This is a genomic window from Rhodoferax sp., from assembly GCF_044236835.1.
GTDB lineage: Bacteria > Pseudomonadota > Gammaproteobacteria > Burkholderiales > Burkholderiaceae_C > Allorhodoferax.
In genome coordinates this window covers 66373-81893 of record NZ_JBIIGC010000001.1, presented here as the reverse complement: position 1 = coordinate 81893, position 15521 = coordinate 66373, and the positions used below count along the sequence as shown (strand labels likewise).

General features: G+C 62.6%; 13 protein-coding genes. 3 read left to right on the top strand and 10 right to left on the bottom strand.

Annotated elements, in window-relative coordinates; genetic code table 11:
• Positions 1–8: 8 nt before the first annotated feature.
• The 7 genes from ACILRC_RS00375 to ACILRC_RS00345 form a co-directional block, all read right to left on the bottom strand.
• On the bottom strand, positions 9–932 hold the full coding sequence (locus ACILRC_RS00375) for a family 16 glycosylhydrolase (protein WP_395667342.1): 924 nt from the start codon (positions 930–932) through the stop codon (positions 9–11).
• A 14-nt stretch (positions 933–946) separates the two neighbouring features.
• A complete protein-coding gene (locus tag ACILRC_RS00370) occupies positions 947–2002 on the bottom strand; it encodes an ABC transporter ATP-binding protein (RefSeq protein WP_395667341.1) in 1056 nt (351 codons plus the stop codon).
• Between the two features lie 2 nt (positions 2003–2004).
• Positions 2005–3408 (bottom strand): GH1 family beta-glucosidase, encoded by a 1404-nt coding sequence (locus ACILRC_RS00365; protein WP_395667340.1) that lies wholly within the window; start codon positions 3406–3408, stop codon positions 2005–2007.
• Between the two features lie 47 nt (positions 3409–3455).
• Positions 3456–4280, bottom strand: a complete 825-nt coding sequence (locus ACILRC_RS00360; protein ID WP_395667339.1) for a carbohydrate ABC transporter permease — start codon at positions 4278–4280, stop codon at positions 3456–3458.
• A gap of 10 nt (positions 4281–4290) precedes the next feature.
• Positions 4291–5235 (bottom strand): carbohydrate ABC transporter permease, encoded by a 945-nt coding sequence (locus tag ACILRC_RS00355; RefSeq protein ID WP_395667338.1) that lies wholly within the window; start codon positions 5233–5235, stop codon positions 4291–4293.
• A 6-nt stretch (positions 5236–5241) separates the two neighbouring features.
• Positions 5242–6519, bottom strand: a complete 1278-nt coding sequence (locus tag ACILRC_RS00350) for an ABC transporter substrate-binding protein (RefSeq protein ID WP_395667337.1) — start codon at positions 6517–6519, stop codon at positions 5242–5244.
• 111 nt (positions 6520–6630) lie between these two features.
• Positions 6631–7680 (bottom strand): LacI family DNA-binding transcriptional regulator, encoded by a 1050-nt coding sequence (locus ACILRC_RS00345; protein ID WP_395667336.1) that lies wholly within the window; start codon positions 7678–7680, stop codon positions 6631–6633.
• Positions 7681–7946: 266 nt separating this feature from the next.
• Between ACILRC_RS00345 and ACILRC_RS00340 the strand changes: the two genes are divergently transcribed.
• Both ACILRC_RS00340 and ACILRC_RS00335 read left to right on the top strand, forming a co-directional pair.
• Positions 7947–10316 (top strand): SLBB domain-containing protein, encoded by a 2370-nt coding sequence (locus ACILRC_RS00340; protein ID WP_395667335.1) that lies wholly within the window; start codon positions 7947–7949, stop codon positions 10314–10316.
• Positions 10313–11551, top strand: coding sequence for a Wzz/FepE/Etk N-terminal domain-containing protein (locus tag ACILRC_RS00335; protein ID WP_395667334.1), 1239 nt, complete (start codon positions 10313–10315; stop codon positions 11549–11551). Before ACILRC_RS00340 ends, ACILRC_RS00335 begins: the two co-directional genes overlap by 4 nt.
• A gap of 43 nt (positions 11552–11594) precedes the next feature.
• Here ACILRC_RS00335 and ACILRC_RS00330 read toward each other — a convergent pair whose 3' ends face one another.
• The gene (locus ACILRC_RS00330) at positions 11595–12482 is read right to left on the bottom strand and encodes a LysR family transcriptional regulator (RefSeq protein WP_395667333.1); all 888 of its coding nucleotides are present in this window, start codon (positions 12480–12482) and stop codon (positions 11595–11597) included.
• Positions 12483–12595: 113 nt separating this feature from the next.
• Entirely contained in the window at positions 12596–13981 is a 1386-nt protein-coding gene (gene glmU, locus ACILRC_RS00325) for a bifunctional UDP-N-acetylglucosamine diphosphorylase/glucosamine-1-phosphate N-acetyltransferase GlmU (RefSeq protein WP_395667567.1), read from the bottom strand.
• 85 nt (positions 13982–14066) lie between these two features.
• Between glmU and ACILRC_RS00320 the strand changes: the two genes are divergently transcribed.
• Positions 14067–14930, top strand: a complete 864-nt coding sequence (locus ACILRC_RS00320) for a DUF6279 family lipoprotein (protein WP_395667332.1) — start codon at positions 14067–14069, stop codon at positions 14928–14930.
• On the opposite strand, the gene ACILRC_RS00315 is transcribed toward ACILRC_RS00320, so the two are convergent.
• Positions 14927–15499: a 5-formyltetrahydrofolate cyclo-ligase gene (locus ACILRC_RS00315; RefSeq protein WP_395667566.1), complete on the bottom strand. Its 573-nt coding sequence runs from the start codon at positions 15497–15499 to the stop codon at positions 14927–14929. The two genes, ACILRC_RS00320 and ACILRC_RS00315, sit on opposite strands and share 4 nt — an antisense overlap.
• Between the last annotated feature and the right edge of the window lie 22 nt (positions 15500–15521).

The window sequence follows — 15521 nt, the reverse complement described above, 5'->3', positions numbered from 1 at the left end:
CTGGGCGTTTACGCCTTTTGCTTGCTGTACGGCATACGCCCAGGGGCGCGGGGCTTGCTTTCGCCGTAGCCCGCGCTGCGCTGGTAGACGCGCACATAGTCGACCACCAGAGTGGCCGGGAACTGGGTTTGCGCGTTGGGCACGCCAGGAAAATTGCCGCCCACGGCCACGTTCATCAGCAGGTAGAACGGGTGGTCAAAGGGTGCCGGCCAGGGGTTGATATCGCTGGCACGGCGGGGGGCTAGGCCCTGGCCGTCGCGGGTCTGGCTGCAGCTCCACCAAAAGCCCTGGGTGGCCCAATGCACGCCGTCAAAGTACCAGCGAATTTCGCCGGGCTCCCACTCCACCGCATAGACATGCCAGTCGGCCACGGTGGTGGTACTGGGCAACTTGTGCGTGTGGGTGACCAGCGAGCGCTTGGGGTAGGTCGAGCCAAAGTGGATGGAGCCCAGCGTGCGGGTGGGGTCCTCGCCGTGGATTTCCATGATGTCGATTTCGCCCGAGGCTGCCCAGCGGCCGTGGGTGTCGTTTTGCGGCAGCATCCACAGGGCAGGCCACAGGCCTTTGCCCCAAGGCACCTGGGCGCGGATCTCAAAGCGGCCATAGGTCTGGTTGAACAAGGGCGCGCCGTCTCGGCTGCGGGTTTTCAAGCGCGCCGAGGTGTAGCCACAGCCGTGCAGCGACTCTTTGATGGCGCAGATGTGCAGCGCGCTGTCTTTCACGTAGGCGTTGGCCGCCGCGTCGGTGTAGTACTGCAGCTCTTCATTGCCCCAGCCCGGAACCCAGGTGTGGCTGTGGTAGTCAAAGAAGCCGTTCCCGATGTCGAAGTCCCACTTGCTGCGGTCGATCTGGTCGCCATCGAACTCGTCATTCCAGACCAGCGTCCAGCCATCGGGTGCCGGGCGTGCAGGTGCCTTGCGCGCGCGCGTCATCGTGTGCGCAGGCCTTAGGCCACTAAGCGGCCGTCGGCGCCAAAGGGCAGCGCAAACTGGGCATCAGGCACCAGGTGAACCGTGTCGCCTGCAGCGCAATGCAGCCGATTGGCAACCACCTTGGCGTTGAGCAATCCGTCGATGCCGTCTACGCGCAAGTGGATGATGGATGCATCACCCAGGTGCTCGGCCAGTACCACCTGCGCGGGTACGCCCTGCTCGGGCGCGCCCAGGTGCAGGTGCTCGGGCCGCAGCCCGATGCGCTGGGTGGGCTCGGGCGCATTGCCTTGCAGCAGAGCCCAAAGCTGGCGGTGCGCGGCGGGCGCAGCATCGCCAGGCTTGGCCACCAGGTTGATGCGGGGCGCGCCGATAAAGCCCGCAACAAACTCGGTACGCGGGCGGTTGTACAACTCCAGCGGTGCGCCCAACTGCTCGATGGCGCCATGGTGGAACACCGCAATGCGGTCGCCCAAGGTCATGGCCTCGACCTGGTCGTGCGTCACGTAAATCATGGTGGTGCCCAACTCCGCATGCAGTCGGGAAAGCTCCACCCGCATGTCCACCCGCAGCGCAGCGTCCAGGTTGGACAGCGGCTCATCAAACAAAAACACCTTGGGTTTGCGCACGATGGCGCGGCCAATGGCGACACGCTGGCGCTGCCCGCCGGACAGCTCTTTGGGAAAGCGGTCAAGCAGGTTGGTCATGCGCAAAATCTCGGCGGCTCGACCGACTTGCTGGGCCCGCTGCTGCTTGTCCACGCCGGCCATCTTCAAGGCAAAGCCCATGTTCTCGGCCACCGTCATGTGCGGGTACAGGGCGTAGCTTTGGAACACCATGGCCGCACCGCGGTCTGCTGGGTGCAGGTCGTTGGCGCGTTGTCCATCGATCAGAAGATCGCCTGCGGTGATGCTCTCCAGGCCCGCAATCATGCGCAGCGTGGTGGACTTGCCGCAACCCGACTGGCCGACGAACACCATGAATTCGCCATCGCGAATGTCTAGGTCAATGCCACGGATGACGTCAACCGAGCCAAAGCTCTTGCGCAATCCCTTCAAACTGACTTGTCCCATGTTTATGCTCCTGCGACTGCAACATTCGAATCGGCAGCCACCGGTACCGGTCCGCCACCTTGGGCCCATTGCTGCTTGCGGGCATGCAGCATCGCCGCATACCACAGGGCGCTGTCTTTGGGGGTGCGCTTTTGGGTGGCGTAGTCCACATGCACGATGCCAAAACGCTTGGCGTAGCCCGAGGCCCACTCAAAGTTGTCCAACAGACTCCAGACCATGTAGCCCTCCATACGCACGCCCTGGCTCATGGCATGGGCGACGGCGTTGATGTGGCGGGCGATGTAGTCGGTGCGGTCGGCGTCGTGCACTTTGCCGTCGACCAACTGGTCTTTGAAGGCCCCTCCGTTTTCGGTAACGTAAAGGGGTGGCACCTGGTAGTCCGTGTGCATGCGCACCAAGAGCTCGGTCAAACCCTCGGGGTAAACCTCCCAGCCCATATCGGTGAGCGCCAGGCCACTTTGCTTGGTGTCCCAAGGCCCCTGGGCACTGACCACCGAGCGGGAGTAGTAATTCACTCCCATGAAGTCCATGGGGGTTTGGATGGCCTGCAAATCGCCGTCGCGCACCGCTGGCGCGTCCTCGCCCAGAAAGTCCAGCACGTCTTGCGGGTAGCTGCCGGTAAACAGCGGGTCCATGTACCAGCGCAGCAGCCGCCCGTCTTCCAGATGGGCTTGGGCGCGGTCGGCCTCGGTATCGGTGGCGCTTTGGACCGGCGAGAGGTTGAGCACGATGCCCAGCCGCGCCTTGGAGCCCTGTGAGCGCAAAGCCTGCAGCGCCATACCGTGGCTGAGCAAAAGGTGGTGTGAGGCTTGCATAGCAGCCGCGCGGCTCTTCAGACCAGGCGCAAAAATGCCCTGCTCATAGCCCAGTACCGCCATCACCCAGGGCTCGTTGTGGGTTGTGATGGTCGCCAGCCGGTCACCCATGCGGCGATCGATGCCCTGGGCGTATTCGACAAAGCGGTGCACCGTGTCGCGTACCGCCCAGCCACCTTGGCTTTGCAGTTCGCTGGGCAGGTCCCAGTGGTTGAGGGTCAGGTAGGGGCGGATTCCACGCGCGAGCAGACCGTCGACCATGCGCTCGTAAAAATCCAGTCCCTTTTCGTTCCAAGCACCGGTGCCACCAGGACGCACCCGCGGCCAGGACACCGAGAAGCGGTAGGCGTCCACGCCCAGGCTGGCGACCAAGTCCAGATCATCCTGCCAGCGTTGGTAGTGCTCGCAGGCGATGTTGCCGTCACTGGCATCGGCAATGGCGCCGGGGCGGCGGCAAAAATCGTCCCAAATGGACGGGCCTTTGCCGTCTTGCGTGGCTGCGCCTTCAATTTGGAAGGCGCTGGTGGCTACGCCCCAGACAAAGTTCTGCGGGAACGCGGCGATGGAAGGAGGTGCGAAGTTTTTGGTCATCGTGGGAGGGGCTGGGCGGGTTCGGCGCGTGCGCAATCGCGCACCGCCTACTTGACGGCCCCGGCGGTCAGTCCGTCGATCAGACGGCGCGAGGAAATGGCAAACAACACCAGTAAAGGCAAGGTGGCAATGGCTGAACCCGCCATCACTGCACCCCATTCGGTGTTGACCGGGCTTTGCATGCTGCGCAGGGCCAGTGGCAAGGTGTACATGTCGGGTGAGCGCATCACGATCAGCGGCCCGATGAAGTTGTTCCACGACGCAATGAAGGTGATCAGGCCCAGGGTGCCCATGGCCGGCGCCAGCAAAGGCAGCACGATGCGCCAGTAAATGCCCAACTCGCCGCAGCCGTCCATGCGTGCCGCTTCAATCAGTTCCTTGGGAATGGAGGCGCTGATGAACTGCCGCATCATGAAAATGCCAAACGCACTGGCCGCACCGGGGATGTAAAGGGCACGCGGCTGGTCGATCCAACCGAAGGCATCCATGATCATGAAGGTCGGGATCATGCCGAGAAACTGCGGCAACAGCATCGTTCCCATGACCAGCAAAAACAGCTGCTTCTTGTACCGGAACTCGAACATCGCAAACGCATATCCACCCATCGAACAAAACAGCAGCGTGAGCGCGGTAGACGCCAGCGCCACATAAAGGCTCCAGCCCAGGGCACGCCAGAAGGCTATCTTTTCGGTGAGGATTTGCAGGTTGATGGCGAAGTTGCCACCAAAGAAAAGTGGCGGCGGCAGGTTGAAGATGTCGGTGCGCGAATGGGTCGCAAACACAAACATGAAGTAGAACGGCATCAGCATGATGAGCGCGCCCACGCCCACCAGCAGGTAGGCGGCGCGCGGGGCCATCTTTTCGGTGTTCATGGCCGTGCTCCTACACGCTGCCTTCGCGTGGCTTGAAGGCCCGGTTGGTCAACCAGGTCAAGAGCGCGATCAGCACAAAAAACAACCAGGACAAGGCGCTGGCCAGGCCAAAGTCGTTGAACTCAAAAGCGGTGCGGTACATGTACATCGCCGCCGTCATGCCGGCTTGGTCGGTGCCACCGCGCCCGCCGGTCAAGATAAAAGGCTCTTCAAACAATTGCAATCCACCGACTACGCTGAGCGTGACGCCAAAGTAAATCATCGGCTTGAGGCTGGGCAAAGTGATGTAGAAAAACTGCTGCAGGCGCCGCGCCCCGTCCATGGTGGCGGCCTCGTAAATGTCTTTGGGGATGGTCTGCAACGCGGCCAGGTACAGCACGGTGTTGAACCCCACATAACGCCAGAACACCACGATCGACACTGCGGGCTTGACATTCTCGGCGCGGTTAAGCCAGTCGATGGGTTCCCCCGAAAAAAGCCAGCCCAGGCCGGGCACTTGCGAGAGGCCGTGCAAAGCGATGTTGATCAGCCCGTAGTCGGTGGAAAACAGCGTGCCGAACATCATCGCGATGGCCACCGTGGAGGTGATGTAGGGCAAGAAGTACGCACCGATCACCGCGTTGCGGGTGCGCTTGAAAGCGGTGTGAATGAAGTAGGCCAGCGGTATCGCGATCACATGCTGCGGCACCCCGGAAACCACTGCCAGCCACGCGGTATTGACCAATGACTTGTGAAACCATTCGTCGGTCAACGCAAAGGCGAAGTTATCCAACCCGACAAACTGCATCGATGCCAGGCCTGCGGTGGGCTCCCAAGTCTGGAACGCCAGATAGAACGAAAAACCCAGCGGAAACAGACCAAAGACCAAAAACAAGATGACAAACGGGCTGACCAGCAGGTACGGAATGGCCTTGGGCGAGAGGCGCCAGCGCGGGCGCAGAGTGGATGTGCTCACAGCGGCTTAGCGGCCCATGCGGGCTACGCGACGTTCGAGCAGTGCCTTCGCATCAGCCAAGGCGGCCTTGATGTCCTTGCCCTGGTCCAGCACCTTGTCGAGCTCAGTGCCCACGATTTCGTCTGCCACCGGGTCGAGCTTGTGCACATCGACCGCGGTGATCTTGTTGGCCGCATCACGCCACAAAAGGCGTGCCTTTTGGCCACCCAAAAACTCAATCGGCTGGTCAAAGAATGCATCCTTGTGCACATCGAGCAACGCCGGGAATGCGTCTTGCGACTTAAACGCGCTGAGCTGCATCTCCGGGTTGAGCGTCATCATCTGGATGAACTCCCACGCCAATGCTTTGTTCTTGGAAGCCTTGGGTATGGTGTAGAAACTTCCGCCCCATGAGCCATAGGCTCCCTCGGGCAGCTGTGCAGCCCGCCACAGGCCTTTGGTGGCAGGCGCAAGCCAGTTGTTCAAGTGCCCAGCCAGCCAAGCGCCAGAGAGTTGGGTAGCGATGGTGCCGCGCTTGAAGCCCTCAGACCATTCGTTCGACCAGGCGTTGATCTTGCCGTCGAGCTTTTGCTCGCGCACCTTCTTTGCCAACTCAAAGGCGCGCACAAAGCGCGGCGAGTCCACCAGCACCCGACCGCTGTTGTCGATGTACAGCCCCTCGCCCGGTTTGATGTTGGAGCGAATCACGATGTCCTTGACGTCCCGTGCATGGGCCACCAGGTAGGCACCGGTGCTGGCCTTGATCTTGACGCCAGCCGCAACAAACCCGTCCCACGACTGAGTGAGATCGGCCTCTTTCACACCGGCCTTTTTGAGCAGATCGTCGCGGTACAGCAGGGTGCCCGGGCCGATGTCTGAGGGCACCGCGACCACCGCGCCGCCTTGCGTGGTACCTTGGCGGAAGGCATAGGGCACGAAGCGGGCCTTTTGCGCTGCAATGTTGTAGGGCGCAATGCCCAGGTTCTCTAAGCCGCCGCCTTCGGCAAACCGCGCCACATAACCGTACTCCACCACCATCACATCGGGCAAGTTGGAGGAGGTGGACAAGGCGGTGGTCATTGCGGTGTGGTGGTCCGCAAACGCCCGGCTAATGACCTTGACCTCGACGGTGGGGTGCTTTTTCTTCCAGGTCGCCATGGCGGACTTGGCAATCTCATCGACCGCCGGGTAGGCGGCCACCGTCAAGGTTTGCTGGGCCGATACTGCACCCGCCCAGGCCAACCCAACGCAACTGGCCACCAGGCACTTGGCAAAGGCGCGGTTCAGATAACTCGCTTTAGGCATAGACGCTCCATTCGGGTTGCGGATTGGCGAACGACAGGCAGTTGTGAAAGCGCTTTCATTATAGAAAGCTAACCTGAGTGCTTGGGCTCAGGGTATTCCCCATGAAGCGTGCTAGATCAACAAGCGTCGGCAAGATTCCCGGGACACCAGCCGCGGTGCGGGCACCTCAAACACCGGCGTCTGGCCGCCGAGCATTTGCAACATCACATCCGCCGCCAACTGTCCCATCTCATAAGCCGATTGGTGGATGCTGCTCAGCGGGGGGTTGGAGTACAACGAGGACGACAAGTCGTCGTAGCCGATCAGCGAGACATCCTCGGGCACCCGAAGGGAGTGCCGGCTTAAGCCCAAGGCCGCTCCGACCGCCATCTGGTCGTTGGCTGCGAAGATGGCTGTGAAGCGCTTGCGCGATGCCATCAAGTCGGCCAGCGCCTGCAAGCCGCTGGCTTCAAAAAAACCGCCCTCTGCTACCAGCGCTGCATCGAACCGAATACCTTCGGATTCCAAGGCTTTGCGGTAGCCTTGGAGCCGGTCGATGGCGTCAGGGTGGCGCGGATCACCCGAGATAAACGCAATCTGGCGGTGTCCCAGGTCGATCAGATGTTTAGTCGCCAGCCGGGCACCCTCGACGTTGTCGAAGTACAAACCCACCAGCCCGGGAGCGGTCACGCGGCGGCCGGTCACCACAATCGGCAGGTGCTTGGCGCGGGCTTTAAGTACTTTGTCCGTGAGGCGGCCGTTGAGCACGATGATTCCATCCACTCGGCGTGCGCGCAGCGTGTCCATGCAGCGCAGTTCCACCTCAGCATTCCACTGGCCACTTACAAACAGTGGGCTGTAGCCCAAGGGCAGCAATTTTTCTTCAATGCCGCGCAGAGCCGAACCGTAAAACGGACTGTCCAGCGCCTGCGTAACCACGCCGATGCTCAGGGTACGTCCCCCAGCCAAACCCCGCGCCACTGGGTTAGGAACAAAACCAAGTTCGGCAATCGCCGCCTCCACTGCCGCCTTGCGCACGCTACTGACCACCGCCGTCCCATTCAAAATGCGCGACACCGTAGCCGGCGATACACCCGCCTGTCTGGCGACACTCTCCAAAGTGACCGGTGTGGCGCCAGCGGCCAGCACATCGCGGCCGCGCTTGGGCTTTTGAGTTTTCATAGGGCGCGATGGTAAATCAGCGCTGTAAGCGTTTACAAGGCTGAGGCGCGGCGGCGGCGGCACCTTCGCGGCGCTCCTTGGGCGCCCGGCCAACACCTTGCAACGAACAATCTCCCACTACAATGCCACCCGCACGCAAGGCACTGCGGCGAGCGCCGTGAGCCGCAGACACTGCAAGTGCCATCGGGATGGCCATAACAAGCGCCACCAAGATAGAAAAAGCGCTGCCACCTCCCCGCTGTTCAATGGGTTTTTTGGGATTTCAGATGATTTTTCACGCTGCATTTTTGGCCCGCCGAGTGCGCGCGATCACGTGTGCCCTGCTGCTGCTTCCCGGCCTGGGCTACGCGCAAACAACGCCTCGAACATGGGATAGTCCGGTGGGAGCCGTGGCCAACGGCGAACGGGCTTTGGCTTCTTCGCCTGATTCGGCAAGTGCATCTGAAAGCGAAGCAACCCGATTGGAGTCCAAGGGCGCCGCTGTACGCGAACCTGGCAAACTCGCTGAGGCAGTCGACCAGGAAGCGAAAGAGGCAGACAGCTCCAAGCGCACTGCAGACAAAACACGCGCCCCCAACCGCAAAGAGCCGACCAGCCAGTTCCAGCGCTTTGTTCAAGAGGCCACGGGCAGCCTGTTGCCGCATTTCGGCAGTGCATTGTTTGAAGCGCCCCCGGCCTACGGGGCGGACGCGGGCCTGGCCGCCCCCGTCGGCTATGTGTTGGGGCCAGGTGACGAGGTTCGGCTGCGAGTCTGGGGCGCCGTGGACTTCTCCGCTAACCTGCTAGTCGACCGCAATGGCCAAGTGCAGATACCCAGGGTGGGGGTGGTAACACTTGCAGGGGTGGCCCTGTCTGAGCTGGAGACGGTGCTGCGGGGGCAGATTGCGCGCACCTACACCAACTTCAGCCTGAGCGCCAACCTGGGCCGCTTGCGCAGCATCCAGGTCTATGTCGTAGGCCAAGCCAAACAGCCCGGCACCTACGTTGTGTCGAGTCTGAGCACACTGGTCAACGCGCTGTTTGTCAGCGGCGGCCCCAACATCAACGGCTCCATGCGCCGCATCGAGCTACAGCGCGCAGGCAAGGTGGTGACCCGCTTGGATCTGTATGACTTCATAGCCCGTGGCGACAAGTCCAAAGACCTTGCGCTGATGCCAGGTGATGTGATCTTCATCCCTCCAGCAACCCAGCGCGTGGCGGTCACCGGCGCATTCGACCAAGCCGCGATTTACGAGCTCGGGCCTAACACCACTGTGGCCGAGGTTTTGTCCCTGGGCGGCGGAGCATCGCCGGTGGCCAGCAGCCGAAAAGCGATTCTGGAGCGGGTTGACGCCTCGCAACAACCGGCCCGCCAAGTACAAACGCTGGCGCTCGATACCGATGGACTCAGGCTGCCGCTGCGCGGCGGTGACATCCTCACTTTGCTGCCAGTAAGCCCTGCTTTCGCAAATGCGGTGACCCTGCAGGGTGTGGTAGCCGAACCGCTGCGCTACCCCTGGTTCGAAGGCATGCGCATCCGCGACCTGATTCCCAGCCGGGAGGCGCTTATCACGCCCGATTACTACCGTCGCAAGAACCAGCTGGTCCAAAAGGACAGGCCGCAGTCGGCGGCGCCTGCCAATGTCGATGAGGCAGTAACCAACCGCTTTCGCAGCGTTGTCGACCAGATCAACTGGCAGTACGCGGTGATCGAGCGACTCAACCGCGACACCTTGAGCATCGAGCTGCTGCCCTTTAACTTGGGTAAAGCGGTGCTTCAAAACGATGCCACTGAAAACCGTGTGTTAACCCCGGGCGACGTGGTCACCATCTTCAACCACCAAGACTTGGCCCTGCCGCAAGAGCGCCAAAGCCGCTTGGTGCGGGTGGAGGGCGAAGTGGCCGCACCGGGCGTCTACACCACGCTGCCTGGCGAAACCTTGCCCCAGCTTATCGCGCGCATCGGTGGCCTGAGCTCCAACGCCTATTTGTTTGGGGTTGAGTTCGCCCGCGAATCGGTGCGGCGCCAGCAGCAAGGCAACCTTGACACCTTTATTCGCAAGCTTGAAGCGCAGTTGCAGGGACGCGCTGCGGGCACCATCGCCACCGGCAGCGACCCCACCGCGCTGGCGCAGGCGCAGAACATGCAACAACAACAACAGGCGCAGCTCAAGGCGCAAATCGATCGCCTGCGGACCCTGCGCAGCAGTGGTCGGATTGCCCTGGAGCTGGACCCCCAATCCAGGGCGCTGTCTGCCTTACCCGCCATCGTGCTGGAAGACGGGGACCGGGTGGTGGTGCCATCGGTACCCAGTTTCGTATCGGCGCTGGGCGCGGTTAGCAATGAAAACGCGATCATCTACAAGCCGGGTAAAAACATTGGGGACATCATTCGTGCGGCTGGCTTCCAGGTTGACGCAGAACCTGCCAGCGCCTTTGTGTTGCGTGCCGATGGCAGCGTGCTCACCAAGCGCGATCGCGCTGGCTGGTTTGGCGGCTCGTTCGAGTCGACGCCGATCATGCCCGGCGACACGCTCGTGGTGCCTGCCAAGGTGGACGTGGAATCCACCTACAACTTCACCATCCGCGCCCTCAAAGACTGGACCCAGATTTTTGCCAACTTTGGGCTCGGCGTCGTGGCGGCCAAACAGCTATGAGCGCGCCCGACCAACCCGCGGCAACGAGCGACTCCATGCCAGCAGGCCAAGCTGCATCGGGGGCCCAAGCCACCCCTGCCGACGCGGATGACATCAGCTTGCTGGACTTGGCGCAGGTGGTCGTGGAAAACCTGCGGCTGCTCGTCCTCGCCCCGTTGGTATGCGGCCTGCTTGCATTCGGCGCGGCGTCACTGATTGCACCCACCTTCACCGCCAGCACCCGCATCATGCCGCCGCAGCAGCAGGCATCGGGCGCTGCCGGGCTGATCCAGTCGCTGGGTGCTTTGGGTGGCTTGGCAGGCTCGGTAGGCGGCATCAAAAATCCGATCGACCAGTACGTGGCCTTCCTCAAAAGCCGCAGCTTGCAAGACGCGCTGATCGACCGATTTGCGCTTCAAGAGCGCTACGACACGGCGTTACGCGAAGACGCTCGCCGGGTGCTGAGCGGGCGCGTGCGCATCAGCGGCGGCAAAGACGGGCTGATCACCATCGAGGCCGACGACACCAACCCGCAGTTTGCGGCCGATGTGGCCAATGCGCATGTGCTGGAACTGGGGCAACTTCTCAAGCGGCTGGCCGTCACCGAGGCACAGGAGCGCCGCGTGTTTTTTCAGGCGCAGCTCGAGGCTGCAAAGGCCAATCTGGTGCGCGCAGAACTGGCCCTTAAAGCCACCGGCGTGGGCGTAGAAACGCTCAAGTCCGACCCCAAAGCGGCGGTCGAAGGCGTTGCCCGCTTGCGCGCATCGGTCACTGCCCAGGAAGTCAAGCTCGCAGCAATGCGCGGCTACCTCGCCGACACCGCGCCCGAATTCCGCCAAGCCCAAAACGAGCTTACTGCGTTGCGCGCGCAGCTGGAAAAAAACCGGCTTGAAACTCTGCCGAGCTCCGCAGCCAGCGCTGCGGATGGCGAGACCAGCTACATCGAGCGCTACCGCGAATTCAAGTACCAAGAAACACTGTTTGAACTGTTTGCCAAGCAGTACGAAGTTGCCCGCATCGACGAGGCGCGCGAGGGCGCAACCATCCAAGTGGTGGACCCGGCGGTAGCCCCGGAGCGCAAGGCTTCGCCTAAGCGCTCGTTGGTCGCCGCTGTGGCCACGTTGGGGGTTTTCTTCGTGCTGCTACTGTGGGTATTCGTACGGCAGTCGCTGCGCAATGCCAGCCAAGACCCCCAAGCTGCCGCCAAGCTCGAACGCTTGCACTCGGCATGGCGCGGTCTGCTTGGCCGCCGCTAGACCGAAGGAAGGGCCGCCGGCATCACGAGGATAGGCCGCCGCCCTAGGAGCTTGCCGAGTCCACCAGCCGCTGCACCAAGGGATGCTGGACTTTTTTCTCGGTCCCGATGGCGAAGAAATGCTCGGCCACGCCATCGCACGGCCCCAGGCGCTGCACCGCGTAGTGGGCCAGTAGATCGTCCTGGACCCACTGCGCTGCCGGGAACACACCCATACCGCTGGCGCCGAACGTCGTAAGCAGGGCGCTGTCTTCGAATTCACCAGCGATCCTCGGCCGGATGCCATTGCGCTCAAACCACTGGTCCAGACGCGCCCGTACCGCGGTATGGGCTGTGGGCAGCAGCAAAGGCACATGGGCCAGGCTGTGTGGAAAGTCGGCGCTGGCGAAGGCCACCATGTCGGGAGGACCATACCAGTCGATGGCCGAATCGCCCAGTGCGTGGGTGTAGAGCTTGATGTTGGGATTGGCCGGCGCTGGACGGTCGGAGAGGACCACGTCGAGCCGGTGCAAGGCCAGATCTCCCAGCAGGTCATCGAGCTCGCCTTCGTGGCAAAGCAGCCGCAGATTGGGCTCAGCAATGACTGGCAACAGCATGCGGTGCACCACCATTTTGGGCAGGCTGTCGCAAATGCCCACGGCCAGGCGCACAGTGGGCGAGCTGATAGCGTCGCGCACCTTGGCAGGCAAGTCCTCTCCCAGCTGGAAAATCAAGTCGGCCTGCTGCATGGCGGCCTTGCCTGCCTCGGTCAATACCAGCCCCCTGCCAGCGGGCTTGAGCAGCGCAAAACCTAGGGCTCGCTCCAAATCACGCACCTGGGCGCTCACCGTCTGCACCGCCATGTCGAGCTTGCTGGCAGCGCGCGAGATTCCACCCTCCTTGGCGACCACCCAGAAGTAGTAAAGGTGTTTGTAATTGAAGGCGGTGCTCACGTTGGTCCAGCTAGCTTTTGCTTTGGTCGTACGTTGAATGCGCGTTGGGTCAGCGTTGATTCTGCGTTGTGGATGGGCTGCTATGCGTGGTTACCAAGCGTGCCGCGATGTCCTCAACCGCCCGCTGGAGGCAGCTTGCGGGGCCGCGCCCATGCCGCCAAGCTGACTTGTTTGCCACGCGCCAGGCTCAGGGCACCCGGCGCAGTGCTCTTGGTGATGGTGGAGCCGCCGCCAATGGTGCCACCGGCGCCCAGCGTGACAGGCGCAATCAGCACGCAGTTACTGCCCACGTGCACATCGGCCTCAATCACCGTGCGGTGTTTGTTGGCACCGTCGTAGTTGGCAGTGATGCTGCCCGCGCCAAAGTTGACCCGCTCACCCACCGTGGCGTCACCCAGATAGGCCAAGTGGTTGGCCTTGGCGCCATCGGCCAGGGTCGAGTTTTTGACTTCGACAAAGTTGCCAATGTGCACCTGCGCTCCCAGGTGCGCACCGGGACGCAGGCGAGCAAACGGGCCAATCAACGCCCCCGGCCCCACGGTCACGCCCAGCTGCTCTCCATCGATATGGGTGAACGGGTGGATCACCGCACCGGCCTCAATGACCGCATTGGCAATCACACAGTTCGCCCCAATGGACACCCCCTCGCCCAAGTTCACCTGGCCCAAGAAGACGCAGTTCACATCGATGCTCACATCGTGGGCGCAAGATAGATCGCCACGCACGTCCAGGCGATCCGGGTCGGCCAGGCGCACGCCCTCTTCCATGAGGCGGTGTGCCACACGGCGCTGGTGGGCACGTTCCAGCTGCGCCAACTGCACCGGGCTGTTGATGCCCGCCACTTGGATCGCGTCGCTGATCTTGTGGCCCACCACGCCGACGCCGTCGGCTACTGCGAACTTCACGATGTCGGTCAGGTAGTATTCGCCCTGTGCGTTCTTGTTGTCCAGGCGGGCCAGCCAGCGCTTCAAGTGCGCTGCGGGTACCGCCAGTATGCCGCTGTATATCTCGGTGATCTGGCGCTGCGCATCGCTTGCGTCTTTGTGTTCGACGATGGACTGCACTGCGCCGGCGCTGCGCACAATGCGCCCGTAGCCGTCGGGCTCGGGCATCTCCAGGGTCAGCAGCGCAAGCCGCTCGCCGCCACTGGCCGCAATCAGCTCCAGCAAGGTGTCGGCTTGCGTGAGCGGCACATCGCCAGACAGCACCACCACCACGCCATCGTCAGGCAGCGCGGGCACGGCTTGCTGCACCGCGTGGCCGGTGCCAAGTTGCGGCTCCTGTCGCACCCATGCGAGCGCAAATTCTTTGGCAGTACCTCGGTGTTGGGCGCAGGCGGTTTCGACCGCTTCAGCGCCATGGCCAGTGACCACTACCACCGTGCGCGCCGCCAGCAAAGCTGCGGTGTCCAGTACATGCAGCAACAGCGGCCGCCCGGCCAAGGCCTGCAGCACCTTGGGGATTTTGCTGCGCATGCGCGTTCCCTTGCCCGCCGCCATAATGACCACGTCCACCGGGGGCGCGCCTGCCACCCTGGGATTCACGTCGGACACCCTGTTACCTTCAAGCACGGACTCACCTCGTATGATGCGTTGGACCTCCATTATCGGCGCGAGCCTGCTGGCGCTTGTGCTCTCGGGTTGCAGCGCCTTGCGCACCGGTTACAACAACGCCCCTACGCTGACCTACTACTGGCTCGACGGCTACCTCGACCTCGATAGCCGCCAAAGCACGGTGCTACGCGAGGGCCTGAAATCGTTGCACGACTGGCACCGCAAGGAAGAGCTGCCGCTGATCGCCCAAACGCTGTCGGGCCTGCAGTCCGCAGCAACCAACGCGATCAGCGCGCCTGAGGTGTGTCGGGTGTACGACGGCTTGCGAGAACGCGCCATGGCCCCCATGGAACGCTTGGCACCCCTGATGGCGAAGCTCGCCACCACCATGACAGCCGCGCAACTGGCCCACTTGGCCGCGCAGTACGAGAAACGCAACGCTGAATGGCGCGAAGAGTGGCTAGACCCCTCCCCCGCCGAGCGCAACGAACGTCGCAGCAAGCAGTTGCAAGACCGTGCAGAAGGCTTTTATGGCGACCTGAGCGACGCCCAGCGCAGCTGGATCCAAAGCCAAATTGAAAGCGGCGGTTTCGACCCCGCTTTGCAGCACCGCGAAACCCAGCGGCGCCAGCAAGACAGCCTGCGCACGCTGGCACTGTTGCGCTCTGGCACCCTGTCCGAAGCCCAGGCTTTGGCAGAAATGCAAGCCCTGATCGGGCGATCCTTCATGTCACCGGATGCCAACTACCGGCGCTACCGCGAGCAGATCCGCGAGGCCACCTGCGCAGCCATTGCGGGCTTGCACAACAGCAGCACCCCGCTGCAGCGCGAAAAAATGGCCCAGACGCTCAATGCCTACGCATCGGACGCACGCGCCTTAGCAGCAGCGCGCTAAACCGGCCAGACCACGCCGTAGTCGTTGAGGATCGCATCCAGCGGTATATCGTGCGGCTCGGGCTCCAAATCGGGCACAAAGCCGACGCCGTAACCTAGACCCACGGTGAAGGGCCGCGGCGACAGACTCGCCAGCATGCGGTCGTAAAACCCCCCACCGTAGCCCAGCCGGTAGCCACCGGGCCCGTAGCCCACGCAGGGAGAGAACAGCAGCGTGGGCACAATCACCTCGGTGTCCTTGGGCTTGGGGATGCCGTAGGCGTCCTCTTCCATCGGACATCCGGGATACCAGGCATGGAATGTCATGGTTTTGTGCTCCTTGTTGACCACCGGCAGACCGATGCGGCGGCGCTGCGGTTGGTCCAGCAGCTCACCGTCTTCCTTCCATCGGTGCAGCGCGGGCAAGGGGTCGAACTCGCCTTTGATGGGCCAGTAGGCACCAATGACGAGTTCCGGCCGGCCCACCAGCCAGATGCGCATGACCTGCTGCAAGGCATCGGCACGGTCTTGCCGGTCGGGCAAGCTGTTGCGCAGCGCGATCAATTCCTTACGAAGGGCCTTCTTCTGCAGGGCTTTGTCCGAGTCGGAGTTG

Coding starts and splice junctions, on each gene's coding strand:
- ACILRC_RS00335 (WP_395667334.1), top strand. CDS start 10,313: ATGAGCGCGCCCGACCAACCCGCGGCAACGAGCGACTCCATGCCAGCA.
- ACILRC_RS00370 (WP_395667341.1), bottom strand. CDS start 2,002: ATGGGACAAGTCAGTTTGAAGGGATTGCGCAAGAGCTTTGGCTCGGTT.
- ACILRC_RS00320 (WP_395667332.1), top strand. CDS start 14,067: ATGATGCGTTGGACCTCCATTATCGGCGCGAGCCTGCTGGCGCTTGTG.
- glmU (WP_395667567.1), bottom strand. CDS start 13,981: ATGGCGGCGGGCAAGGGAACGCGCATGCGCAGCAAAATCCCCAAGGTG.
- ACILRC_RS00350 (WP_395667337.1), bottom strand. CDS start 6,519: ATGCCTAAAGCGAGTTATCTGAACCGCGCCTTTGCCAAGTGCCTGGTG.
- ACILRC_RS00375 (WP_395667342.1), bottom strand. CDS start 932: ATGACGCGCGCGCGCAAGGCACCTGCACGCCCGGCACCCGATGGCTGG.
- ACILRC_RS00360 (WP_395667339.1), bottom strand. CDS start 4,280: ATGAACACCGAAAAGATGGCCCCGCGCGCCGCCTACCTGCTGGTGGGC.
- ACILRC_RS00340 (WP_395667335.1), top strand. CDS start 7,947: ATGATTTTTCACGCTGCATTTTTGGCCCGCCGAGTGCGCGCGATCACG.
- ACILRC_RS00365 (WP_395667340.1), bottom strand. CDS start 3,408: ATGACCAAAAACTTCGCACCTCCTTCCATCGCCGCGTTCCCGCAGAAC.
- ACILRC_RS00345 (WP_395667336.1), bottom strand. CDS start 7,680: ATGAAAACTCAAAAGCCCAAGCGCGGCCGCGATGTGCTGGCCGCTGGC.